Origin of the sequence: Chryseobacterium sp. KCF3-3, assembly GCF_045865955.1 — a bacterium.
In the GTDB taxonomy this organism is placed as follows: domain Bacteria; phylum Bacteroidota; class Bacteroidia; order Flavobacteriales; family Weeksellaceae; genus Chryseobacterium.
On the sequence record NZ_AP035792.1, the window covers coordinates 3,081,661 to 3,105,674 of the forward strand.

The window sequence follows — 24,014 nt, forward strand, 5'->3', positions numbered from 1 at the left end:
TTAAAATAATTTAACATATCGTTCTGATTTAATTAAAAAAATGTTAAAACTTTCTTAAACACCCCGCTGTTAAAGTCAAAATACCTTTGCACATCTAATTGTAAGAAACCTCAACATGATCTATCAGTATGAAAATCAAAGAGGTTTCCTGGCGAACATCAAAAAATTAATAATATAGATCTTCGGAAGAAATGAAAAAAGTAAAGATTGTACTGGGATTATTGTTTTTAGGGCTTGGGACAATGGCTTATGCACAGACCACGCAGGCTTCTATTGTAGGGAAAGTTACCGGACCGGGAAGTACGGCTCAGGAAAAAGTGAAAGTAACGATCGTGAACGAGTCCACAGGATTCAGAACGGAAACGGAAACCAACTCAAAAGGGGAATATATTTTTAAAGAAATTCCTTTGGGAGGACCTTATACTGTCATTGTAAACGATGATAAAAAAGAAGGTTACAGTGTCAACTTCGGAGATCAGGTGACTGTAAATATGGATCTGGGGAATGAAAAGACTATTGAGGAAGTAAAAATTACCGGAAACCTTAAAAACAAAATCGGAAACCTTGGTGCAGCTACAGCAATTTCTGCGAAAAACATCAGTATGCTTCCTGTGAATGGACGAAACTTCACCAATCTTACGGAACTATCTCCGTTAAGTGGAAAAGGAGGAAACCTTTCCGGCCAGCTTGGATCTTCCACCAACTTTACCATTGACGGGATGACTGCCAAAAATCCAACTTCTGCAGGATCTACAACCAGCCGAAGCGGTGCACCATTCTCCATTTCCATTGAAGCTGTACGTGAATTCAAAATTACCACCAACCAATATGACGTTACATTGGGAAGAAGTGGAGGAGGAACGGTAAGTGCTGTTACCAAATCAGGAACGAATAAATTTTCCGGAAGTGCATGGGAATATTTAAGAACCAACTGGCTTTCCAGCCCGTATGATATCAGAGGAAACAAAAGAGATAATGATTTCTCTACTTCTCAGTTCGGGTTTTCATTGGGTGGACCCATCATTAAAAATAAATTGCATTTCTTCGTAGCATGGGATCATCAGCTGGATTCAAGACCGTTGGTGATTGCTGATATCAAATCTCCGGATGATGAGAAGAGATTCAACACAACCACGCAGACGCTTAACCAGTTTCTGGATATTGCAAGAGCCAAATATGGGGTAGGAAGCAGCCCGCAATTCGGAACGTTTGATAAAGTAAGGAATTCTGATGCCGGATTTTTACGTTTAGACTGGCAGATCAATGAAAAACATTTATTAACGCTTAGAAATAACTTCACCTACGATCTTAATAAAAACGGATTGGGTGATAATACCAATATCAACTTCTTTGAATCTTACGGAAATGATAAGAACCTTGACAACAGTTTATTATTGACTTTAAGATCAAATGTGCAACCTAATTTAACCAATGAGTTAAAGGCACAGTATCTTTACACTTTCCAGGACAGTTATCAGAATAATCAATTAGGAAAACCTGTACCGAGAGCTATTGTGGAAGGAGTAGCTTCAAGTGCCGGATCTACCAATATTCAGATCGGAGGACATCGCTTTGCACAGGAAAGCTTTAGAAATAATGTGTTCCAGATTGTAGATAATTTATACTATAATACGGATAAAGTAAAATATACTTTTGGTGCTGATTTAATGTATACAACAGCAAAATCGGTCTACGGAAGTGAAGTGAACGGAAGATTCCATTTCCAGGGAATGAGCAACTTTGACACTATGACTCCGTACCGATTCTACAGAGAAGTTCCTTTGGTGGATGATCCATCTGTTAGATCAAACATCTGGAACATTGGTCTGTATGGACAGTTTCAGACCAAAGTAGCAAAAGGCCTGGATTTAATGGCTGGTTTAAGATTAGATTACGGTGGCTACCCAAAAGCAAAATTCAATCAGAAATTGTTTGATGAAATGGGAATCAGAACAGATAATCAGCTCAAATCATTTGTTATTCAGCCAAGATTCCAGTTTGATTGGAACATCAACGAAGAAAATAAAGACTTCCTTAAGTTTGGTGCCGGGATTTTCTCTTCCGATATCAACAATTATATGATCATCAACAACCTTGTATTCGACGGTAATCACCTGGCTACCGTGGATGTAACGGGTAAAGATGTTCCATTCCCGGATTTTAACAGTTATAGAGATAATTATAATACGATTCCTACACTTTCCCAGAAGCAGATGCCAACCATCAACTATACGGGTAAAGACACAAAAATTCCAATCGTTTACAAAGCAAATATCTCTTATACCCACTTCTTCAATGAAAGGTTCAGAGCAGGAATTGCAGGATACATGGCTTTAGGTAGAAATAATTACTATTACTACGACAGAAACATGGTAGCCAATCCTTTCTTTACTTTAGCTAATGAAGGCGGAAGGGGAGTGTTCATTCCTACAGGAGCTATTACCAACAATACCAATAACAGTGTAAGTTTCGACTGGAAACAGGGAAGAATCAATAATAATTTCGGTAGAGTACTGGAGTTGGTAAGTGATGGTAAAGTAAACCAGTTCTCATTCGTATTGGATACAAGTTACCGTTACTGGAAAGATGGGGAAATCACAGCAAGTTATACATGGTCTGATATCAAAGACAATACTTCATACAACGGAAACGTAGCGAACTCTGCAACATTGTCTACCATGATTCAGAGTGACCCGAGAGATCTAAGAATGACATATTCTGACAACCAGTTCCGTAATAAAGTCGTTATTTATGGTAACTCACCTACCATTGCAGGATTTACTTTAGGAATCAGATATTCAGGGATTGGAGGAACGCGTTTCTCAGCGACAACCGGAGGGAATATCAATGGTGATTTCGTAGATTCCAATGACCTTGCTTTTATCTTCCCGAACCTTACCAAAGCGATTCTGGATGATCCACAGGTGGGACAGGCTCTGAAAGATTATATCAACGAATATAATGGTAAAATTGCAGAACGTAACGGAGGGAAAAATGGTTTCTATGGCGTTTGGGATGTACGTGTAGCTAAGAAAATAAAATTTGATAAAGTAGGAGCTTTTGAACTTTCTGTAGATATCTTCAACGTAGCCAACCTTCTTAACAAAGAATGGGGGGTAAACAAATCATATAATAATACATCTTTGTATAAAGTAACCAAGTTCAATAAAGACACCATGCAGTACGAATACACTAAAAACGTAAGTGGAGGTGGACTGGTTCCTCTATCCGGAAATCCATATCAGATTCAGATCGGAGCGAAGTACTCCTTCTAATATCTGTTTTTAACCACAGAAGACATAAAAGAAATTAAAACGGCAGATTAATGGGTATTGAAACCTTAGTTTTAGCCAGAAAATCTTTTATGTCTTTGTGGTTTCCACTTTTTAATAACTACCTTTATCAGAAGTTTCAGGACTTTCTTTTTAATAATCTAAATTATATTATGAAAAATTTTATCTTAGGGTTAGCAGTTTTAAGTACAGTTATGATGAAAGCACAAACCCAGATCATTGCCCATAGAGGTTATTTTCAGGCTCAGCCTCCTACAACGGAAAATTCACTTCAATCCCTTGAGAATGCTCAAAAATTGAAAGTGTATGGGTCTGAATTTGATGTGAGAATGACAAAAGATGGTGTATTGGTGATTAACCACGATGAGCATCACGGTAAAATGGAAATTTCAGAAACAAGTTTCAAAGAACTGGAAGCATTGAAATTATCCAACGGAGAAAAGTTTCCTACTCTGAAAGACTATTTAAAGCAGGGAAAAAAAGATAAATCGCTGAAACTGATCGTTGAAATCAAACCAGCTAAGACTCCGGAAATTGAAAATGAGATCACAGAGAAAACGATCAAAATGATTAAAGATATGAAGCTGGAATCTCAGAGTGAGTTTATTTCTTTCAGTCTTAATATTTGTAAAGAGATCAAAAAACTGGCTCCTGCCTTTAAAGTACAATACCTGAACGGTGAGCTGTCTCCTGAACAGATCAAAAAAGAAGGATTAGACGGAATGGACTACCATTACAGTGTTTTCCAGAAAAACCCAACCTGGATTGCGGATGCAAAAGCGTTAGGATTAATTACCAATGCCTGGACAGTGAATGACGTTGCCGTATATGATGAACTGAAAAAGCAGGGAATAGGATTCGTTACAACCAATATTCCTGATCAGTTAAAGAATAAATAACAATTAAATATCCTTCACCACTATTAAAACCGAAGGACGAAATATTCCCCTCCTCCGGAGGGGTGGCAAAAATTCAAAGAATTTTTGACGGGGTGGTTTAAAAAATATCCCAGTTAAATCAATTGCTATCATAATTTACACAGTCTGACTCTTAAAAGGGGTCAGACTGTTTCTTTTTATAAGCTAGTCTATATTTTAAAGGATATTAAAAGAAAGAATATAATCGGGTTTAAATTAATGATTTGATTATGAGTTGATTGTGTGTTTTGTATGGTATTATCCCAAGACAAGACAATAAAGATACATAAATATAACCGTGAAATGGTATTAAAAAGACTTAATTGCTTAAGTGTTTATTAATTAGATATTTATGTAATGTTGTTAAGTTTGAATTAATATACTGTTTAATAAATTTTTAAGAAACGTTAAAATCGTGTTAAGACCATCCTGCTAATGTCGTTTTAATTTTGCGCAAACAAAAAGGAAATGCGTAAAGAGACACAAAAACTGTTGGTTTTGTCGCTGTTAGGATTTGTCAGCGTTAATCTGGCAGCTCAGCAGAAAGCTAAAAAAGATACCGTTAAAGGACTTGATGAAGTAGTAGTGACTGCTTTGGGGATCAAAAGGCACGACAGGGCTTTAGGATATGTTGCAGAGAAAGTAGATGCCAAAACATTTGAAGAAACTCAGAACAACAACTGGGCACAATCAATGGAAGGGAAAGTGGCAGGTCTTAAAATTCAGACTGCAGGAGCAGGACCGCTGGGAACTTCCAGAATTACTTTGAGAGGAGAAAAATCCATTATGATGGATCATAACTATGCACTGATCGTCGTAGATGGAGTTCCAATGGGAAATTCTACCACAGGTTCCGGGACATCGGCGTATGGAGCAGGTTCCGGAGGCGATGTTCCTATTGATCTTGGAAACGGACTGAACAGCATCAACCCGGATGATATTGAATCTGTAACCGTATTGAAAGGAGCTTCTGCAGCTGCATTATACGGATCACGCGCTGCCAACGGAGCTTTAATGATTACCACAAAATCAGGAAAGACGAAAAATGGAAAACTGAGAGTAACTTTTAACTCTTCCTCAAGTTTTGATTCCGTCCTGAAGTGGCCGGATTGGCAATATGAATATGGACAGGGAACACTAGCCACAAACAATGGTAGTTTTTATTACTCATATGGCCTTTCTCCTGATGGACCAAGTACGGGCGGAACAAGTAGTGCTTTCGGACCAAAATTTGCCGGGCAGTATTATTTCCAGTATGATCCTACTGTAATGGGACAGAGTAAAGAAAGACAGTTGTGGAGACCTTATGAAAATAATATAAAAGGGTTCTGGAGAACTGGTTCTAATTACTCCAACAGTATTTCTGTAGAAAGCTCCAACGAGAAAACTAGCTTCAGAACTTCACTTACTTATCTTAATAATGAGTGGATGATGCCAAATACAGGCTTTGACAGATTCAATTTTGCGTTGTCTTTTGCCCATCAGCTTACCCAAAAATTAAAAATTTCTACAAAATTTGCTTATAACACGACGACCAGTGATAACCTTCCAGCGACAGGATACAACAATCAGTCGATTTCCTATTTCATGATCTTCCAGAATCCCAACGTGGATCTGGAATGGTATAAACCCATCTGGAAACCCGGACAGGAACAGGTGGATCAAATCCATCCGTTCAGTTCCTATATTGACAATCCTTACATGATTGCTTACGAAATGCTGAATGGTGTCAGAAAGAAAACCATCACAGGAAATATCACAGCAGATTATCAGTTTAATAAAAACTTCAGCTTAATGTTGAGGTCAGGAATTGAAATTCTGAACGAAAAAAGAACCACCAAAAGACCATGGAGTTCTGCCAATTACCTGAAAGGTTTCTACAGAGAACAGTTTATCAAAAATCAGGAATATAATAACGACCTCTTATTTTCTTACAAAGCAGATTGGAATAAATTCAGTATTTCCGCATCAGCAGGAGGAAGTATCCGTTATAATGAATATCTGCAGACCGATTATCAGGCAATAGGATTGAAAACTGCCGGAGAATACAGCCTTACCAATGCGCTTTCTATTCCGGTGAAATATCCAGCTCCAAGGGACAAACATGTAGATAGTGTCTATGGATTGCTAACGTTGGGATATGATAATAAAATATTTGTAGACGTCACCGGAAGAAATGACTGGAGTTCTACGCTTCCAAAACAGAACAGATCTTTCTTTTATCCTTCAGTGAGTACCAGTTTCATTCTTTCGGATCTATTTAATCTGAAAAGTAATAATCTGAACTTATGGAAACTGAGAGCTTCATGGGCGAAAGTAGGAATAGACAGTGATCCTTATCTTTTGGATAACTATTATACAGCCAGCAACATTACAGGAAGTGTAGTAGCGCCTACCATTTTTAATAATCCTTCACTTAAACCTGAAAAAAATACCAATATAGAAGCCGGTATGGATTTCAGCCTTTTCAAAAACAGATTGAACTTTAATTTTACTGCTTACCAGAATTTCAGTGAAAATCAGATTGTCCCTGTATCGTTGCCCACAGAAACCGGATATTCCAAAAGGATCATTAATGCAGGTAAAATCAGAAACAGAGGTCTTGAACTTTCAGCCGATATCTTAGCCGTAAAAGGTAAAGATTTTTCCTGGAAAGTAGGCGGAAACTGGTCTACCAACGAAAACAGAGTAATGACCCTGCCTGAAGGATTTGACAGAATCGTTTCCAATGTAGGAGATGTGGTCTTCTATAAAATGGAAGTTGGAGGTTCGTTGGGAGATATGTATGGATTTAAACTATTAAGAACTCCGGACGGAAAAGTAATTTACGGAGATAACGGGCTTCCTGCCAGACCTGCAGATATTGAAAAAGTAGGAAACGCATTCCCGAAATGGAGAGCAGGTCTTCAGAATGATTTCAGAATTAAAAACTTTACAATAAGCTTCTCATTTGACGGCCAGTACGGAGGTATTGCTTATTCACAATCCCATCATAAAATGTCTGAGCAGGGTAAGCTGAAATCTACCCTTCCGGGAAGAGACAACCCTGGAGGAATGATTGTTGGGGATGGAGTTGTTCAAAATCCTGACGGATCTTTCAGCCCGAATACAAAAGGAGTACTGGTATCTTCTTATTACGGAGATTACTATAGAAGAGCCAATGTAGAAACCAACAGTTTCAGTACAGATTTTATTAAGCTGAGAGATGCCAGAATTGCCTATTCTTTCCCGAAAGAAACCATCAAATCTATTGGTCTTGATGATCTTACTATTGCCATTTTCGGAAAAAATCTGTGGATGTGGACGAAGTTCCCGCTGTTTGATCCTGAAGTAGCTACACTGGATAATGCCACCATCACTCCGGGAGTGGAGATGGGACAACTTCCATCGGCAAGAACAGTTGGTTTCCAGTTAAATCTTAAATTCTAAAATCTTTAAAAAATGAAAAAAATAATCATACATCTGGCATTGGTTGCTTCTGTTTTCATGCTTCAATCCTGCGACAGAACATTCGAGGAAATTAATACAGATACCAGCAAAATCAAAGATCCGTCAGTAGGAAGCCTTCTTGCTCCTATTCAATATGAAATGGGAAGCTACGGATATAACAGAGCCGACGATTTTACTTTTGATATCATGCAGATTGCTTTAGACTTTCCCAATGAAGGAAACTCCTACAGCAGATATTATATGGATGAAAAAAGTGGCAACGGTTACTGGAATACATCTTATAAATGGCTTAAACAGGTAAGTGACCTTAGAAAATATGCCACTAAGGAACAGAATAATAACTATCTGGCGATATCAATGGTTTTAAATGCATGGATTGCCTCTAACCTTACCGATGCTTTTGGAGATGTACCTCTATCTGAAGCTGTGAAGATTGAAGAAAATATTTTGAAACCGAAATATGATAAGCAGAAAGATATCTACATCCAACTCTTAAATGATCTGAAAACAGCCAACTCATTATTTAATACAAACCAGACACTTACAGAAACTGATCTGTTTTACAATGCCAATACCAATAGCCAGACCGGAATTTTAGGATGGAAAAAATTCTGTAATTCACTTTCATTAAGATTACTGACCAGAATTCTGAGCAGAAACGGAGAAGTAAATGTATATGAAAGAATTCAGGAAATTGTGAATAACCCTGCTCAATATCCAGTTTTCCAAAATAATACAGACAGCGCAGTGCTTCCTATTTCGGGAATTTCTCCATACTTACCTCCAATAGCCCGCCCGCAGGATTTTACAGCTTACAGATCAGCAGGCGAATTCTTTGTAAATGCTATGAAAGATAATAATGATCCAAGGCTTAGCATGTTTTTTACTAAAGCTAAAGCAACATCAGGAGAAGATCTTGGTTATAAAGGAGCTCCTTCAGGATATGCTCTGGGAACATCTTTCAACTATCAGCCTTCTAACCTTAATCAAAATCTTGCGAAAGCACCTTTAAAGATTTTAATTATGACCTATTCTGAAGTTCAGTTTATTCTGGCAGAGCTTGTCAACAGAGGAATTATTGCAGGTAGCCAGCAGACTTATTATGAAACGGGTGTGAAATCTATAATCGAGCAATGGGGAGCAACAGTCCCGGTTAATTATTTCAGCAATACAAAAGTGGCTTATGACGGTTCTCTGGAAAAGATCATGCTTCAGAAATACATTTCCCTGTTTTTTGTAGACCATCAGCAATGGTATGAATTCAGACGTACAAAACTTCCGGTATTGCCTAATAATGGCGGACTTCAGAACGGTGGACAGATGCCTGTAAGATTTATGTATCCTACTGCTACAAAAGTGATGAATACAGATAATTATAATGCTGCCGTACAATCCATGGGAGGAGACAATATCAATGTAAAAATGTGGTGGAATAAATAATAACCTCAATTGAAAGATTTAAAAATAATTTAAAGATTTAAAAAATTATGAGTATCAATATAAAATTTGTAATGCCATGTATGCTGGTTTCAGCAATGGCTTTCTCACAGGTTTCTGTTGCCGGATATGTATTCGAAGACAACAACAAAAACCAAAAGAAAGAAAACCGCGAAAAAGGAATAGAAGGTGTAGCCGTTTCCAATGGTGTTCAGGTAGTTCTTACCGATAAAAACGGAAGATACAGCCTGCCGGTTCAGGAGGATCAGACTATTTTTGTTATTAAACCTTCAGGATATCAAACAGCTTTAAATGCTAACAATTTGCCACAATTTTATTATCATCATAAACCAAAAGGTTCTCCGTCTGATTTTAAATACAAGGGAGTTACTCCCACCGGAGATCTTCCCAAAGAACTGAACTTCCCGCTTTATAAGCAAAATGAAGATAAGAACTTTGATATTCTGGTTTTTGGTGATCCGCAACCTTACACAGAAAAAGAGCTGGATTACTTCAAAAGAGGCATTGTGAACGAAGTGAAAAACACCAAGAAAAATGCAGTGTTGGGAATCAGTTTGGGAGATTTGGTGGGTGACAATCTAAGTCTTCAGAAACCATATGCAGACGTCATGAAAGAAGTAGGATTACCGTGGTACAATGTAATGGGAAATCATGATATGAATTATGATGCAAAGGAAGACAAGCTTTCCGACGAAACGTTTGAATCCAATTTTGGTCCTGCCAATTACTCTTTCAATTATGGAAATGTACACTTCATCATCCTGGATGATATTCTTTATCCGGATCCGAGAGATGGCAAAGGGTATTGGGGAGGTTTCCGTGAAGACCAGCTTCAGTTCATAGAAAATGATTTGAAACTGGTTGATAAAAATAAACTGATCGTCATTTCTTTCCATATTCCTTTAGAGCATAAAAATGAAGACAATTTTAGAAATGCGGACCGTCAGAAATTATTTGATTTCTTAAATCCTTTCCAGAATGTATTGCTTTTATCTGCACATACTCACATCCAGCAGCAGATTTTCTATGGTAAAAAAGCAGGCTGGAACGGAATAAAAGAACTACATGAATATAACGTAGGAACCACTTGCGGCGACTGGTATTCGGGTACTCCTGATGATGCAGGACTTCCTACTTCAACCATGAGAGACGGAACAGCAAAAGGATATTCATTCATCAGTTTTACAGACAATCAGTATAAAGTAAAATACAGAACAGCTGGAAAACCGGAAGACTATCAGATCAAATTATATGTTCCAAAAGTGATTTCTTCTTCAAGAACCTCAGCAAAAGTGCTGGCCAATTTCTTCATGGGAAGCAAAAAAGACAAAGTAGAATACCGAATAGACGGCGGAAAATGGGAGGAAATGGAATACGATGAAACCATAGACCCGAATTTTGCTCTTTCTGTGTTCAAATGGGATTCTACAGAAAAAATTCTTCCGGGAAGAAGACCTTCCAATCCCGAAATGTCAAAGCACATTTGGGAAGCAGATTTTCCGAAGAAATTATCATTAGGAAAACACAAAGTTGAGGTGAAAGCGGTAGATATGTATGGAAATGAATTCTCAGCTTCAGAAGAATTTGAAGTTCAGAATGCCATTCAGATTCCTTAAGCTTTTTATTTTTTTTACTATACCTTTTTTTAGATTTTAAAACCGGTTCTTACGAGCTGGTTTTAATTTTTATCGAGGTTTACAAAAAACCATTAAAAAACTATTAAATCCATGTTTTCGCTGTTTCATAAAAATGTTCTTTCGTAACTTTGTAAAAAGAAAAGTATCATTACTATGAATATAAACGGAAAAAATGCCATCGTAACAGGTGGTGGAAGAGGACTGGGAAAAGCTGTAGCTCTTGCTTTGGCTAATGAAGGAGTAAACGTTGCCATTACAGGAAGAAACGAGGAAAACCTTAAAATGACGGTTGAAGAAATCAAAAAACTGGGCGTGAACTCAGCCTACGCAGTATTTTCTGTAGATAATGAAATTCAGGTAAAAGCTGGAATAGAATCTTTAGCAGAACAATTAGGAGGAATCGATATTCTAATCAACAACGCAGGAATCGGAGATTTTGGAAGCATCGAAGAAATGCCTTCTGAAACATGGGAGCAGGTGATTAAAACCAATCTTTTCGGAGTATATTATGCAGCCAAAGCAGCTCATCCATTCATGAAAGCTAAAGGAGAAGGTGATATCGTCAACGTAGCTTCTACTGCAGGTCTGAAAGGTGGTCCGAATATGTCTGCATATGCCGCTTCAAAAGCAGCCGTTGTATCTCTGTCTCAATCCATGATGGCAGAATGGAGAAAACAAAATATCCGTGTAATCACTTTAACTCCAAGTACCATTGCTTCAGATATGAGCATCCAGGGAGGACTTACAGACGGAAATCCTGATAAAGTATTACAGCCGGAAGATTTTGCAGAATGGGTAAGAGATATCCTGAAAATGAACAGAAGAGCGTTGATCGCAAACGGTTCTATCTTCTCTACAAATCCATAAAAGGTTTAAAATTTAATGTTCAAGGTTTAATGTTTAAGGTTCTGAGTTTAAAGCAAAGAACTCTTACTTTTCCTTGGATAATAAAATTCAATAGAAGCGGGCTTTGGCCCGCTTTCTTTTTTATGTTTCCATTTAGGCTTTAGCCAAAACTTAGAATCTTTTGCATTTAAAAAAATCTACCTCATCCGGAGAATCTGAGAGCGTAAAAAATATTAAAATAAGTCTTCAGCAGAATTTATCCACAATAAAAAATCTGTGTAATCAGTGCAATCTGCGGGATAAAAAATCATAAAAATCCCCGGTTTCAGCCAAAAATCCTTCCATCATTTTTTTAACCGTAATAACATTAGTATTTTTGCAGCAAATTAGTCACATGCAAAATTATTTAGAATTCAATTTCAAGATTTCTCCATTGCAACCTTGGAATGAAATATTAATGGCAGAACTTATAGAAATAGGTTTTGACAGCTTTACAGAAGAAATTGACGGAATTTTAGGATATATTCAGACAGAACTGTTTCACGAAGATCAGTTGAAAGCACTTCCAATCTTCGAAAACGAAAATGTAAAAATCGAATATTCTTTCGAAGAAATGCCGAATATCAACTGGAATGAAGAATGGGAAAAGAATTTCTCTCCAATCAATATCGATGATAAAGTATTGATCAGAGCAGAATTCCATGAATCTGTACCAGGAATGCATGAAATTATTATCCAGCCTAAAATGTCTTTCGGAACAGGGCATCATCCTACAACCCATTTGATGATCCAGCAAATGATGGATATTGATTTCAATGGTAAAAAAGTATTGGATATGGGATGCGGAACTTCTGTATTAGCCATTTATGCAAAACAACAGGGAGCTGGAGATACAAAAGCTATTGATATTGACGAATGGTCAGTGGAAAACTCAAAGGAAAATGCAGTAAGAAACAATGTAGAGCTGGATATTGAACAGGGAACTGCCGAAAACCTGGGCAAAGAGAATTATGATATCATTTTAGCTAATATCAACAGAAATATCCTGATTTCAGATATCCCGACTTATGTTTCAGTATTGAATGAAGGAGGAAAATTATTGCTTTCAGGACTATGCTTCTTTGATGTAGATGATATTCTGGAAGTATGCAAAGAAAGCGGTCTGGAGCTTAAAAAGAAATTACAGCGTGAAGAGTGGGTAAGCCTTCTGCTTGAAAAATAACACACCAAAAAACAAAATACGAATATGAAAACTTTATGGACTGCTTTATTTTTACTGATGCTGCAGTTTTTTACAGCACAGGAAAATGAAGTATATGCAGATGGTATCTTTAGCTTTGAAGAAAATAAAACTCAAAAAATCTTTACGGATTGGACCCGCGTGAGATCAGATCCCGGAGTGAATGCTCAGATTGTAGATTCATTGCAGGTGAACCAACAGGTAATAATTCTTAAAAAAGAAAATTCAGTCCTGAAACTGGGAGAAAGAAATGCTAACTGGTATAAAATTTCTTATCAGAAAGGAGAGAATACATTGGAAGGGTATATCTGGGGTGGCAATCTTTGTGTAGGCTACCGTAATAAGAATGGATATGATTTCCTCTTTGGGCTTTCCAAAACAATTGACCGGAAGAATAAAGAAATCAATGAGATTGAAAAGCAGAATATTGCCGGAATAAAAGTATTGGAAGGAAATACACTTATTGATGAGGTGTATTTTGATACCGGAAGAGGAGAGGAATTGAGCTCAGCAGCATTCAATATAGAAAGCAATCACAAACTGCAAAATGTTGAATTTTCACTCAAAGCAATGGTTTCCGGAGAAGCTTGTGGAATAGCAAGTTATGATCAGTATGTTCTTTTTAAAGGTAAAAAGTTGATTGCCCTTCCGCAATTGACAAACGTTGGGGATGCCGGTGCTTTTTATCACAGTGAAGAATATGTTTTTCCTAATGATAAGGGCGGAATTTCCAACGCATTTATCCTAAAAGTGGAAGATATGGAAGTGGATGAAAAAGATAGAGAGAAGAAGAAAAGTTCTTCCAAAACTTATCTTTGGAATGGAAATACCTATAAATTGAAATAAAGTCTGTGCATATTAAATTAAAAAAATCCCTCAATTGCGTTTGAGGGATTTTTAAGTATAATCTTAGGGTTGATTCATCTAAAATGCCTTTTGTTCTTTAAGAATTATTCAGTTTCAGATATTGATTTGATGAATTGATAGAGATCAGTTTCTGTATCAAGATAGAGTTTTTTTCGTAAACGATATTTTTTTGTTTGTACAGACCTGTGCTCCATGGAAGTATATTGTGCAATTTTTTTTGAAGAAAATCCAAGCCAGATCATAGCGCAAAAAGATAAATCAGATTGAGAAAGTTGAGGATTAGTTTTTAAAAGCTGCTGACAGACTTCTGGATAAGTTTCCTGAAATAATGACAAAAAGCCAACGCTGTTTTTCTTGGCAATTTGGATGATATTTTCATGATTTTTACTGAGTTTCTTTTAAGGTTTTTTGTTTCCTCTTCTTGCTGCAGGATGATCTTTTTCTTTTCTAAAAGCTTTTTTTTCTTTCTTTTAATCTGCATATAAAAGTAAAGAGAAAGTACAGCAATGAGTGCCAATGAAAAACCTCCATACCATAATGCCGTTTGAGTTTTGGCTTTCTTTTTTTCTTCCTCTTTTTCTTCCTCTTTTTCTTTGGTTATTTTATTGAAGGATAGTGTTATAGCTTTGCTTTGATCATTGTCCATACTATCTTTTAACAAAGTTGCTTTGTTTAAATATTCAGATTCTTTCTCAGATTCTTTAAGGTCTTTATAAACTGTGGCCAGCCATCTGTAATTATCTAAGACCAGATAAGGTCTGTTTACTTCTTTTGCCAGTTCAAGGGATTTTTGATAGGCATCAATAGCCTCATTATTTTTTTTCTGAACATACCAGAAAAAAAACATAATTATATAAAACAACCGCTCTCTGGTATTTATTATGTTTAAACCTTTTGGTTTCTATGAGGTCAAGGCTTTTTTTTAAATAATAATGGGCTGAATCTAAATTTTGGTCATACTTTGTATAATGATAGGCTATAAGTCCTGTATCTAAAGGATTCAGATCTGTTTTCATTGCTTTATGAAGGTAGACGAGTGATGAATCAGAATGTTCAGCTCCGTTGAAATACGATGCCCGGGTTGAATAAACATACCGTAAAAAAAATCGGCAGTCCTGATTATCTTTTTTCAATCTTAAAGCAGATTTCATGGCTTTTAAATTATAATCTAAGGCCATTTTAGGGAGATTCATTCTGTTGTAGACCTGTGAATATTCCTGATTGATTTTACCAGCAAGAAAGTCATCATTGATATCTTTTGATTTTTCCTCAGCATCGTTCAGATATTCTATGGCCTTTTTAAATTCTCCTGTCAGCCAGAAACGATTGGCAAGATTGGCATATCCCAGAGCTTCTCCTTTAGGGTAATTAATTTGGCAGGCTTCTTTTATGATTTTTTGATTCCAAATGATCAGATCCTTGTTAGATATTTGGGTTCTGAGTTCTTCATTTTTTTTATGAGTAAAGTATCTATTTGCGCTATGCTGTAGTGTTGTGGAAATAGTTTTGAACAACAGCATGTAAAAATAAGGCAATAGATTATTCTATTAAAATTTGTCAAAGATTTCTCGGCCATAGAATAAATACTGTATTGAAAATAGGACAAGAATAATACAATGGAAGATGAAAGTGGATTTCATTATACTATAAACTGCAGTTTATTAATTCTTGTAATTAAGGCTAATGTTGATAAAAAACAGGTGGGATTATTACCCCCACCTGTAAGCATCATAAAGGTTTTTTGATCAATTTTGTGTTTTAGAATCGATAATTTGACTGCAATTTCAAAAAAAGAAAAGAAATAAGAAAATTATAGAATACATCATAGGTACATCATGTTGTTTTACTCTGTCTGTAAGTGTTATTATTAGGTTGTATGTATGGTGTAGGTCCATTGCTTACACACATTGTATAGTGGTTTTGTAATGGATGATGTTGTTATGCTTACTTTGCATGAAGTTTAAAAAAGAACTGAAAAAATAATTTTAATGTTCGGTATGTCTTTTTCTTTACCAATATTTTTCCAATCTATTAGATGTAAATCGGTATACAAATGAAAATAAAAGTTCCAGTATCATATCGTATTTTTTTACTGCTAAATGGAAGTTTCTTAATTATGATGTAGAAATATCTAAGTAGCAGATACAGGTTTCCCTGATGATATTAAACACTAAGAATAATAACTTCTTCAGCAGGATATCAGAATGAGTGATTACGAGTATGAGTTCCAAAGATCTTGAATATAATAAAAAGACTTATTGTTTCCAGTAAGTTTTTAAGTGAGCGCGAAAGGAATCGAACCTTTGCCGTCCCGATTGAAATCGGGATGCTCTATTCAATTTGATTAATCACTGATTGTTTGAGAGTAAATAAAAACAAAAAAGACTCACTGTTTCCAGTAAGTCTTTAAGTGAGCGCGAAAGGATTCGAACTTTTGTCGTCCCGATTACAAATCGGGATGCTCTATCCGTTCTGTTTTATTAATGATTTTTAAATAAGGAATAAAAACAAAAAAGACTTACTAAAAATAGTAAGTCTTTAAGTGAGCGCGAAAGGATTCGAACCTTTGGTCGTCCCGATTGAAATCGGGATGCTCTATCCAATTTGATTAATTACTGGTTGTTTGAAGGTAAATAAAAAACAAAAAAGACTTACTAAAAATAGTAAGTCTTTAAGTGAGCGCGAAAGGAATCGAACCTTTGCCGTCCCGATTGAAATCGGGATGCTCTATCCATTCTGCTTTATCAGTGATTTTTAAGTAATGAATAAAAACAAAAAAGACTTACTAAAAATAGTAAGTCTTTAAGTGAGCGCGAAAGGATTCGAACCTTTGACCGTCTGCTTAGAAGGCAGATGCTCTATCCAGCTGAGCTACGCACCCTAAATTTTATAAGTCGGGGCGGCAGGATTCGAACCTGCGACCTCCTGGTCCCAAACCAGGCGCGATGACCGGACTACGCTACGCCCCGAGGGTGTCATCAGTAACGAATTTTACTTCGTTTTTGCGGTTGCAAAGGTACAATACTTTTTGGAATAAAAAAATAAAATCAGGAATAATTTTTAATTATTTTTTCGTGAACGCTCTTTGAATACTTATACTTGTTTAAGAATCATATTCTTATATTGTTTTTATTATCACTCACTAAAATGACCAATTTTTACCCAGACTTGAGCAAAAATAAAAAGAGCCTTTCAATTTTTATTGTGAGCCTTTTTGTAAAATCGAAAGGATTCGAACCTTTGCCGTCCCGATTACAAATCGGGATGCTCTATTATTCTGCTTCATCAATGATTTTTAAGTAAGGAATAAAAACAAAAAAGACTTACTAAAAATAGTAAGTCTTTAAGTGAGCGCGAAAGGATTCGAACCTTTGCCGTCCCGATTGAAATCGGGATGCTCTATGCAATTTGATTAATTACTGGTTGTTTGAAGGTAAATAAAAAACAAAAAAGACTTACTAAAAATAGTAAGTCTTTCAGTGAGCGCGAAAGGATTCGAACTTTTGTCGTCCCGATTGAAATCGGGATGCTCTATGCAATTTGATTAATTACTGGTTGTTTGAAGGTAAATAAAAAACAAAAAAGACTTGCTAAAAATAGTAAGTCTTTAAGTGAGCGCAAAAGGATTCGAACTTTTGTCGTCCCGATTGAAATCGGGATGCTCTATCCAATTTGATTAATCACTGATTATTTGAGAGTAAATAAAAAAACAAAAAAGACTCACTGTTTCCAGTAAGTCTTTCAGTGAGCGCGAAAGGATTCGAACTTTTGTCGTCCCGATTGAAATCGGGATGCTCTATGCAATTTGATTAATTACTGGTTGTTTGAAGGTAAATAAAAAACAAAAAAGACTTGCTAAAAATAGTAAGTCTTTAAGTGAGCGCAAAAGGATTCGAACTTTTGTCGTCCCGATTGAAATCGGGATGCTCTATCCAATTTGATTAATCACTGATTATTTGAGAGTAAATAAAAAAACAAAAAAGACTCACTGTTTCCAGTAAGTCTTTCAGTGAGCGCGAAAGGATTCGAACCTTTGACCGTCTGCTTAGAAGGCAGATGCTCTATCCAGCTGAGCTACGCACCCTAAATTTATAAGTCGGGGCGGCAGGATTCGAACCTGCGACCTCCTGGTCCCAAACCAGGCGCGATGACCGGACTACGCTACGCCCCGAAGGGGTCATCAATAACGAATTTTACATCGTTTTTAGGGCTGCAAAGTTGCAATTCTTTTTGGAATAAAAAAAGAAAATGAGGTATAATTTTTAATTAATTTTTTATGCACCCTTTTTTATTAACTTTACCCTGTTAATAACCATTGATTTAGCCCGCTTAAAAATGATGAAAGAATTTTCTTTTTTTTTGTTCACATTAAACATTCTTATCCCAAAATATAAAAAAATAGCCTTGAAAACAGAAACTCGTTTTCTTCTGTTCTTCTGTTTTTTGATGATGTATTCTTGCTGTAAGAATCAGGAATTTGTTAATCACGCTATTGCAAATACATCACTGAGTTTATCCCGCTGCGCAAAGTCTCCCGACTTTGAGGTTTTTGTATTATAATGTAGCAATATTTTTAAGTTTAGATGCCTTAATAAAAGCGTCTATTGTGGCAAAAATATGATTTGCTTTAAAAGAAACTTCAGATTGGATAACTAAGAATAAAGATTTTCCAAGTGGGATCAATTAAAGATCCAAGCTATGCTGATAGAGTTTTAGTACCAATTGGAAATAATGGAAAAGCGGCATATCAAGTAGGAAAAAATGGAACAGTTAAATTAAAAACAGTTTTAAATGCAAAATAAAATAATTGTTAAAATAAGCGAAGATGATGAGTCTGTAGGATATGTATATTTACCGAATGAATTACATGAGGAGAAGAAAAAAGTAAAGAAAACTATTGATTTATCAGATATTATTGATTACAAAGGAGTTACTGTATGTTTAGATTTTAATGAAGATGGTATTTTGCTTGGTATTGAAATTGTAGGATAATGTGTTTGATATACACTCGCTCCGCAAAGTCTCCCGCTCCGCAAAGTCTCCCGACTTTGAGGTTTTTGTATTATAATGTAGCAATATTTTTAAGTTTAGATGCCTTAATAAAAGCGTCTATTGTGGCAAAAATATGATTTTTAGTATCGTTGTCGAGTTCCTGAATTGCTTTTATTTCCATAGCTCCGCAAAGTCTCCCGACTTTGAGGTTTTTGTATTATAATGTAGCAATATTTTTAAGTTTAGATGCCTTAATAAAAGCGTCTATTGTGGCAAAAATATGATTTTTAGTATCGTTGTCGAGTTCCTGAATTGCTTTTATTTCCTCAGCTCCGCAAAGTCTCCCGACTTTGAGGCAAAAAAAATCAAATAACTCAATTCAATATTATAAAAACCTTGCAAAATGCGAGGTTTTTTCATTAAACAAGCCCCACTAATTCCTATATTTGCTCCATGAAACGATTAATGCTGCTGTACGTACTTTTCCCTGTATTTCTATTCTCACAGACTACCGGAAAAGTGATCAAAATTTCAGACGGAGATACCATTACTTTACTGTTAAAAGGCAATCAACAAAAAAAGATCAGATTAGCCGAAGTCGATTGTCCGGAAAGTGGACAGGCGTTCGGTAAAAATGCAAAGCAGTTTACTTCTGCGCAGGTATTCGGGAAAACGGTAAGCTTTGTTGAAACGACTACGGACCGTTATGGAAGATCTATTGCGAAAGTGTATTATGATGATGGAAAATACCTTTCTAAAGAGCTTATCAAAGCAGGATTGGGATGGTGGTATTTTTCCTACTCAAAAGATACTTCTCTGGGCAAAATTCAGGAAACTGCAAAGCTTAAAAAAGTGGGACTTTGGCAGGATAGTAACGCTCTCGCTCCCTGGGACTACCGCAAAATGAAACGTGAGCTTAGAAATAATAAGAAAATCGAAGCGGCTAAGAACGGAATTAAAATAAAAGGAGTCGCATAAATATTTTGACAGAAGCTTGGAGAAAACAATCAATTGATTAGTCTTCAAACAACTTTCATCTTTTTGTCTTTCTTCTTTATGAAAACATATAAAAAACCTCACAACAATATTGTGAGGTTTTTCGATCTTGTATCTACAGTTTAGATTTTGTTTAAGGATTAGATTTCACAGCATCGTACATCATTGAGTTTTTCTGCTGATCTGTGTAATCGTATTTGTATTGATAAAATGATGATTCCCAGTCTCCATAGCCAACGTTAGGTATAATTATGAATTTTTTACCAAAATCATTAGCGGAGTTTTTCACTGCTGAAGAACGCTCTGTTTCCGATTTTTTATCAAATATATCTGAAAAATCAGCGAGATTGTCACCTAGCAGCAACACAATATTATAATTTTTAGCAATATCTTTTCTGCGGGTTTCCTTACTACTTTCTTTGGATCTCAGGATAAGGTTGGCATCGCTTTGAATCGGGAAATTGTATTTTTTTAAATTCTTTAAAGTCCCTTCACGTTCCTGCTCCACACGGTTGGTCACATAAAATACCTGAATTCCTTTACTGGCAGCATACTGATAGAATTTCTGAGAACCTGTAAGCGGAGTGGCAATGCCTTTCGCAGTCCATTCTTCCCATGTTTTCTGATCATAATTCTTTCCCATTTTTGAACGCTCAACAGCGTAATAAGAATTATCTAAAAAGGTCTCATCAATATCAGAAACAATGGCTAAAGGTTTGTCAGATTTCTGCGATAAAGCTTCATCCAGACGAAGCGTGGCAATATTGTAGGCCTGAAGACATAATGCTTCATATTCTGCTGCTCTTTGCTGATAAAAAGCTGCGTATATCTTTCCGTCACGTCCAAGGTTTTGATAAGGTGTATTGTCTGTAGAAGTCTTTGAAACTGGTGCCGTTGTTGTACACGATATAACCGAGACAAAGAAGCAACTGGCGATAATGAGATTAAAATTTTTCATAGAATTTGAATAGGAAGAACAAAATTATGACAATTTGATTGGATGACAATTATTTTATGGAAGTAAAAAAGGAGGCCGGCAATAAGAATAGACCAGCCTCCTACAAATCAAATATATCTTTTAAAATTTTGTCTTTCGACTTTAAATCTTTCTTTTCCCCATTTTGACAAAGCTGTTTGTAATATTTCTATGCCATGGTTGAGCTCCAGATGATTATTTAATAAAAAGAGAAGGGTATTCAGTTTTTCAACGGAAATTTTTTTGCGGTTTTTACTTTCAAAAAGATGCTGAGCTCCTCTTCTGGACAAAATAAAATCATTCAGATAGGGCCGATCTGGCTGAATAGGAAATATATTAAGAATACCAAGCAGACTTAAGTACCTGAACTTAATAAGTTTGTTGAAACTGGTTTTAGCATCCATAGACTGATACAGTTTCTGGAATTTGTCAGAAGGAAGACTATCTGTTTGTTGGAAGAAAATATGATGGTTTCCAGACTCTTTTATCCAGTGTATATATTCATGAAGATCGCGGCATATGATAAGAGCTTTGGAATGATTCAATTCAGAATATCTATGATATTCTCCTAAGCCTGCCTTTTCCTGTATAATGGATATTTTTTCTAAAAACCATTTCTGAAAGACTTCAAAATTATGAGAGATCTTTTCCCAGCTCCAAAGATCATTGCTTTCGGTGTTGAAATAGATATTTCTAAGCAGATTCCATTCATGCTTCGGATGTTTTCCGATATAAGAGTATAAAAACAGCAGCCAGCAGGCGTTATCTATTTCTCCATTTTGAAAATAGTGAACAACGAATTGTAATGGATTAAAAGATGCGCTTTGATGATCTGAACAGTCTTGATGACTGGTATCTGATACTTTTGTTATTTCCTGTATTTCATTGGAAATTAATGAGCTGAAATATTTTAGCTCTTCCGGATTATTGCCAATACTGATCGGGTATACATGCTGATGAAACGATCTTAATTTTTGTTCTAGTTTTAATTCAGGTTCACAAAGCAAAGTGTTTTCATTCTTTTCCATAATATTTTTCGCCCAATTTTATTTTCTCTCTTCCATTTTCTACTCTCCATTTGTTGGTATCTCTTAAAGAATAAGCACATCCACAATATTCCTGCATATAGAACTCTTCTTTTTTACTGATTTCCAGCATTCGTTTTGAACCTCCTTTTTTTCTCCAGTTGTAAGTCCAGTATTGTATTCCTTCATAATGGCTGGCGGCCCTTACACCACAATCGTTAATCTGTTCCATGTTTTTCCATCGGGAAATTCCCAATGAACTGGAAATAATGTCGAATCCATTTTCATAAGCATATAAGGCTGTTCGCTCAAAACGCATATCAAAACACATGGTGCATCGGATTCCTCTTTCAGGCTCCCATTCCATGCCTTTTGCTCTGGCAAACCAATCGTCAACATCATAATCAGCATCCACAAAAGGAATACTATGCTTTTCTGCAAAACGGATATTTTCTTCTTTCCTTAAATCATATTCTTTCTTTGGATGAATATTGGGATTATGGAAAAAAATAGTAAAGTCAATACCCGAAGCAATTATCGCTTCCATTACTTCTCCCGAGCAGGGAGCACAGCAGGAATGCAGCAACAGCTTTTTACCACCTTCCGGTAATACTAATTTCTCTCTTTCAAAATTCATTTTCTCTTTTATTCTCCTTTAAAATCCGGATTTCTTTTTTCTATAAATGCTCCAATACCTTCACTGTGATCTTTCGTATCAAACAGTTCTCCGAATAAAACTGCCTCCTGTTGCAAACCATCTGTAATGTGTAATTCGACACCTGTGTTCAATGATTGTTTCGCTTTTGCTACAGCTACAGGTCCTCTTGAGGCTATTGTTGCAGCTAATTTTTGGGCTTCATTCAATAATTCTTCAGGGGCAATCACACGGTTTACAAATCCCAATTCTTTACAGGTTTCTGCTGAGTAAAATTCACCGGAGAATACCATTTCCCGGGCTTTGTATAGTCCGATAGCTCTCGGTAAACGTTGTGTTCCACCAAAACAAGGTAATAATCCAAGGGTTACTTCCGGTAATCCAAATTTTGCTTTTTCACTGGCCAGAATGATGTCACAGGATAGAGCCAGTTCACACCCGCCACCCAGTGCGAAACCGCTTACTGCTGCTATCACGGCTAATGGTAATGCTTCAATAGAGTTGAAAGCAGTCTGAGCCATAACAGAAAAATCGGTTGCTTCCTTTGGGGACATACCCTGCATTGCTTTGATGTCAGCACCTGCAACAAAAGCTTTTTCTCCGGATCCGGTAATGATTAAAACACGAATGTCTTTATTGGATTGGATTTGATCTGCAAATGCTTTCAGTTCCTTTAAAACGGTTTCATTCAAAGCATTTAAAGCCTGTGGGCGGTTAATGGTTAAGGTTCCGATATATCCTTCCTGCTGGTATAATAGTGTTTCAAAATTCATGATTACTGATGTTTGTTTAAGAATTGAATAATGCTTGAAAAATCGCTCGTACCATTTCCGGCTTCACTCCAGATTCTGTAAAGGTTTAAAGCAGCATTTCCCAATGGAGTAGAGGTTCTGGTTTCCAGACCTGCTTCTGCTGCCAGTCCCAGGTCTTTTGTCATTAAATCTACTGCAAAACCTCCCGAATATTCTCTTGATGAAGGTGCATTTTCCATCACTCCGGGATATGGATTATAGACTTCCAGCGACCAGTTTCTACCGGAACTTTTCTGCATGATTTCACTTAATATTTTAGGTTCTAATCCGTGGCGTACTCCTAAATTGATGGCTTCTGAAGTTCCGATCATATGTATCGCAAGCAGCATATTATTACAGATTTTTGCTACCTGTCCTGCTCCTGAATCTCCGGCATGGAAAATATTCTGTCCCATACATTTGAGTATCGGTCTTGCCTTTTCGTAATCTTTGGTTTTACCGCCAACAATAAAGGTTAATGTTCCTGCCTGTGCTCCTGCAGTACCACCGGAAACGGGTGCATCGATCATTTTACATCCCTTTGAATCTGCTAATTGAGCAACAGAACGTGCGGTCACTGCATCAATAGTACTGCTGTCGATGATCAATGTATCAGGTTTCAGCTGGCTGATAAACTCATCAGAATAGAGTTCCGCAACGTGTTTACCAGACGGAAGCATGGAAATAATGAAATCTGCGTCTTTCGCAGCAGCTAGAGCAGAGTCAGATATCTGCCCACCTGCTGAAACCAGTATTTCCAAAGCTGATGGGGAAAGATCAAATCCGGTAACGTTATGACCTTTTTGTACAAGGTTGATGGCCATTGGGCCACCCATATTTCCTAATCCTATGAATGCTATATTTGACATAT

The 24,014-nt window shown here is 36.4% G+C and carries 18 protein-coding genes and 5 tRNA genes; 11 read left to right on the top strand and 12 right to left on the bottom strand.

The features are described from left to right. Window positions 1–191 precede the first annotated feature (191 nt). From ACKTTZ_RS13910 to ACKTTZ_RS13945, 8 genes are all read left to right on the top strand, one after another. On the top strand, window positions 192–3,275 hold the full coding sequence (locus ACKTTZ_RS13910) for a carboxypeptidase regulatory-like domain-containing protein (RefSeq protein WP_407845836.1): 3,084 nt from the start codon (window positions 192–194) through the stop codon (window positions 3,273–3,275). A 170-nt stretch (window positions 3,276–3,445) separates the two neighbouring features. After that, window positions 3,446–4,192: a glycerophosphodiester phosphodiesterase family protein gene (locus tag ACKTTZ_RS13915; protein ID WP_253317894.1), complete on the top strand. Its 747-nt coding sequence runs from the start codon at window positions 3,446–3,448 to the stop codon at window positions 4,190–4,192. Between the two features lie 486 nt (window positions 4,193–4,678). Then, entirely contained in the window at window positions 4,679–7,639 is a 2,961-nt protein-coding gene (locus ACKTTZ_RS13920; protein WP_407845837.1) for a SusC/RagA family TonB-linked outer membrane protein, read from the top strand. A gap of 12 nt (window positions 7,640–7,651) precedes the next feature. Then, entirely contained in the window at window positions 7,652–9,100 is a 1,449-nt protein-coding gene (locus tag ACKTTZ_RS13925) for a SusD/RagB family nutrient-binding outer membrane lipoprotein (RefSeq protein ID WP_034700163.1), read from the top strand. A 71-nt stretch (window positions 9,101–9,171) separates the two neighbouring features. After that, window positions 9,172–10,734 carry a calcineurin-like phosphoesterase C-terminal domain-containing protein gene (locus ACKTTZ_RS13930; protein WP_034700166.1) on the top strand — a complete coding sequence of 521 codons (1,563 nt, stop codon included), beginning with the start codon at window positions 9,172–9,174 and terminating at the stop codon, window positions 10,732–10,734. A gap of 174 nt (window positions 10,735–10,908) precedes the next feature. Next, the gene (locus ACKTTZ_RS13935) at window positions 10,909–11,622 is read left to right on the top strand and encodes a 3-ketoacyl-ACP reductase (protein ID WP_077415804.1); all 714 of its coding nucleotides are present in this window, start codon (window positions 10,909–10,911) and stop codon (window positions 11,620–11,622) included. 373 nt (window positions 11,623–11,995) lie between these two features. Beyond that, window positions 11,996–12,823 carry a 50S ribosomal protein L11 methyltransferase gene (gene prmA, locus ACKTTZ_RS13940; RefSeq protein ID WP_407845838.1) on the top strand — a complete coding sequence of 276 codons (828 nt, stop codon included), beginning with the start codon at window positions 11,996–11,998 and terminating at the stop codon, window positions 12,821–12,823. A 24-nt stretch (window positions 12,824–12,847) separates the two neighbouring features. Continuing rightward, window positions 12,848–13,687: an SH3 domain-containing protein gene (locus ACKTTZ_RS13945; protein WP_407845839.1), complete on the top strand. Its 840-nt coding sequence runs from the start codon at window positions 12,848–12,850 to the stop codon at window positions 13,685–13,687. Between the two features lie 307 nt (window positions 13,688–13,994). Here the strand turns inward: ACKTTZ_RS13945 and ACKTTZ_RS13950 are convergent, their stop codons facing one another. The 7 genes from ACKTTZ_RS13950 to ACKTTZ_RS13980 form a co-directional block, all read right to left on the bottom strand. Beyond that, window positions 13,995–14,555 (bottom strand): hypothetical protein, encoded by a 561-nt coding sequence (locus tag ACKTTZ_RS13950; protein WP_407845840.1) that lies wholly within the window; start codon window positions 14,553–14,555, stop codon window positions 13,995–13,997. Then, a complete protein-coding gene (locus tag ACKTTZ_RS13955; protein ID WP_407845841.1) occupies window positions 14,521–15,243 on the bottom strand; it encodes a hypothetical protein in 723 nt (240 codons plus the stop codon). Before ACKTTZ_RS13955 ends, ACKTTZ_RS13950 begins: the two co-directional genes overlap by 35 nt. 1,272 nt (window positions 15,244–16,515) lie before the next feature. After that, window positions 16,516–16,589, bottom strand: a tRNA-Arg gene (locus ACKTTZ_RS13960). Window positions 16,590–16,602: 13 nt separating this feature from the next. Next, window positions 16,603–16,677 (bottom strand) — tRNA-Pro (locus ACKTTZ_RS13965). Window positions 16,678–16,925: 248 nt separating this feature from the next. Then, window positions 16,926–16,987 (bottom strand) — tRNA-Ser (locus tag ACKTTZ_RS13970). A 731-nt stretch (window positions 16,988–17,718) separates the two neighbouring features. Then, window positions 17,719–17,792, bottom strand: a tRNA-Arg gene (locus tag ACKTTZ_RS13975). Between the two features lie 12 nt (window positions 17,793–17,804). Next, window positions 17,805–17,879 (bottom strand) — tRNA-Pro (locus tag ACKTTZ_RS13980). A 502-nt stretch (window positions 17,880–18,381) separates the two neighbouring features. On the opposite strand from ACKTTZ_RS13980, the gene ACKTTZ_RS13985 reads away from it, so the two are divergent. The 3 genes from ACKTTZ_RS13985 (at window position 18,382) to ACKTTZ_RS13995 (ending at window position 19,678) form a co-directional block, all read left to right on the top strand. After that, the gene (locus ACKTTZ_RS13985; RefSeq protein WP_407845842.1) at window positions 18,382–18,510 is read left to right on the top strand and encodes a hypothetical protein; all 129 of its coding nucleotides are present in this window, start codon (window positions 18,382–18,384) and stop codon (window positions 18,508–18,510) included. Further along, window positions 18,500–18,700 (top strand): hypothetical protein, encoded by a 201-nt coding sequence (locus tag ACKTTZ_RS13990; RefSeq protein WP_407845843.1) that lies wholly within the window; start codon window positions 18,500–18,502, stop codon window positions 18,698–18,700. The genes ACKTTZ_RS13985 and ACKTTZ_RS13990 overlap by 11 nt, the downstream gene beginning before the upstream one ends. Before the next feature lie 453 nt (window positions 18,701–19,153). Then, window positions 19,154–19,678 (top strand): thermonuclease family protein, encoded by a 525-nt coding sequence (locus ACKTTZ_RS13995; protein ID WP_407845844.1) that lies wholly within the window; start codon window positions 19,154–19,156, stop codon window positions 19,676–19,678. Between the two features lie 151 nt (window positions 19,679–19,829). On the opposite strand, the gene ACKTTZ_RS14000 is transcribed toward ACKTTZ_RS13995, so the two are convergent. The 5 genes from ACKTTZ_RS14000 to mmsB all read right to left on the bottom strand — a co-directional run bounded on the left by ACKTTZ_RS14000 (window position 19,830) and on the right by mmsB (window position 24,012). Continuing rightward, on the bottom strand, window positions 19,830–20,654 hold the full coding sequence (locus ACKTTZ_RS14000; RefSeq protein WP_034700179.1) for a 5'-nucleotidase, lipoprotein e(P4) family: 825 nt from the start codon (window positions 20,652–20,654) through the stop codon (window positions 19,830–19,832). 107 nt (window positions 20,655–20,761) lie between these two features. Next, the gene (locus ACKTTZ_RS14005; protein ID WP_407845845.1) at window positions 20,762–21,700 is read right to left on the bottom strand and encodes a hypothetical protein; all 939 of its coding nucleotides are present in this window, start codon (window positions 21,698–21,700) and stop codon (window positions 20,762–20,764) included. Then, window positions 21,687–22,334, bottom strand: a complete 648-nt coding sequence (locus tag ACKTTZ_RS14010) for an epoxyqueuosine reductase QueH (RefSeq protein ID WP_407845846.1) — start codon at window positions 22,332–22,334, stop codon at window positions 21,687–21,689. Before ACKTTZ_RS14010 ends, ACKTTZ_RS14005 begins: the two co-directional genes overlap by 14 nt. A gap of 8 nt (window positions 22,335–22,342) precedes the next feature. Continuing rightward, window positions 22,343–23,125 (bottom strand): enoyl-CoA hydratase/isomerase family protein, encoded by a 783-nt coding sequence (locus ACKTTZ_RS14015; RefSeq protein ID WP_034700185.1) that lies wholly within the window; start codon window positions 23,123–23,125, stop codon window positions 22,343–22,345. A gap of 2 nt (window positions 23,126–23,127) precedes the next feature. Beyond that, the gene (gene mmsB, locus ACKTTZ_RS14020) at window positions 23,128–24,012 is read right to left on the bottom strand and encodes a 3-hydroxyisobutyrate dehydrogenase (protein ID WP_407845847.1); all 885 of its coding nucleotides are present in this window, start codon (window positions 24,010–24,012) and stop codon (window positions 23,128–23,130) included. Between the last annotated feature and the right edge of the window lie 2 nt (window positions 24,013–24,014).

Bases quoted from the DNA above. Each gene is read 5' to 3' on its own strand.
- ACKTTZ_RS13910 (WP_407845836.1), top strand. From the start codon at position 192: ATGAAAAAAGTAAAGATTGTACTGGGATTATTGTTTTTAGGGCTTGGG.
- ACKTTZ_RS13915 (WP_253317894.1), top strand. From the start codon at position 3,446: ATGAAAAATTTTATCTTAGGGTTAGCAGTTTTAAGTACAGTTATGATG.
- ACKTTZ_RS13920 (WP_407845837.1), top strand. From the start codon at position 4,679: ATGCGTAAAGAGACACAAAAACTGTTGGTTTTGTCGCTGTTAGGATTT.
- ACKTTZ_RS13925 (WP_034700163.1), top strand. From the start codon at position 7,652: ATGAAAAAAATAATCATACATCTGGCATTGGTTGCTTCTGTTTTCATG.
- ACKTTZ_RS13930 (WP_034700166.1), top strand. From the start codon at position 9,172: ATGCCATGTATGCTGGTTTCAGCAATGGCTTTCTCACAGGTTTCTGTT.
- ACKTTZ_RS13935 (WP_077415804.1), top strand. From the start codon at position 10,909: ATGAATATAAACGGAAAAAATGCCATCGTAACAGGTGGTGGAAGAGGA.
- prmA (WP_407845838.1), top strand. From the start codon at position 11,996: ATGCAAAATTATTTAGAATTCAATTTCAAGATTTCTCCATTGCAACCT.
- ACKTTZ_RS13945 (WP_407845839.1), top strand. From the start codon at position 12,848: ATGAAAACTTTATGGACTGCTTTATTTTTACTGATGCTGCAGTTTTTT.
- ACKTTZ_RS13950 (WP_407845840.1), bottom strand. From the start codon at position 14,555: ATGTTTTTTTTCTGGTATGTTCAGAAAAAAAATAATGAGGCTATTGAT.
- ACKTTZ_RS13990 (WP_407845843.1), top strand. From the start codon at position 18,500: ATGCAAAATAAAATAATTGTTAAAATAAGCGAAGATGATGAGTCTGTA.
- ACKTTZ_RS13995 (WP_407845844.1), top strand. From the start codon at position 19,154: ATGAAACGATTAATGCTGCTGTACGTACTTTTCCCTGTATTTCTATTC.
- ACKTTZ_RS14000 (WP_034700179.1), bottom strand. From the start codon at position 20,654: ATGAAAAATTTTAATCTCATTATCGCCAGTTGCTTCTTTGTCTCGGTT.
- ACKTTZ_RS14005 (WP_407845845.1), bottom strand. From the start codon at position 21,700: ATGGAAAAGAATGAAAACACTTTGCTTTGTGAACCTGAATTAAAACTA.
- ACKTTZ_RS14010 (WP_407845846.1), bottom strand. From the start codon at position 22,334: ATGAATTTTGAAAGAGAGAAATTAGTATTACCGGAAGGTGGTAAAAAG.
- ACKTTZ_RS14015 (WP_034700185.1), bottom strand. From the start codon at position 23,125: ATGAATTTTGAAACACTATTATACCAGCAGGAAGGATATATCGGAACC.
- mmsB (WP_407845847.1), bottom strand. From the start codon at position 24,012: ATGTCAAATATAGCATTCATAGGATTAGGAAATATGGGTGGCCCAATG.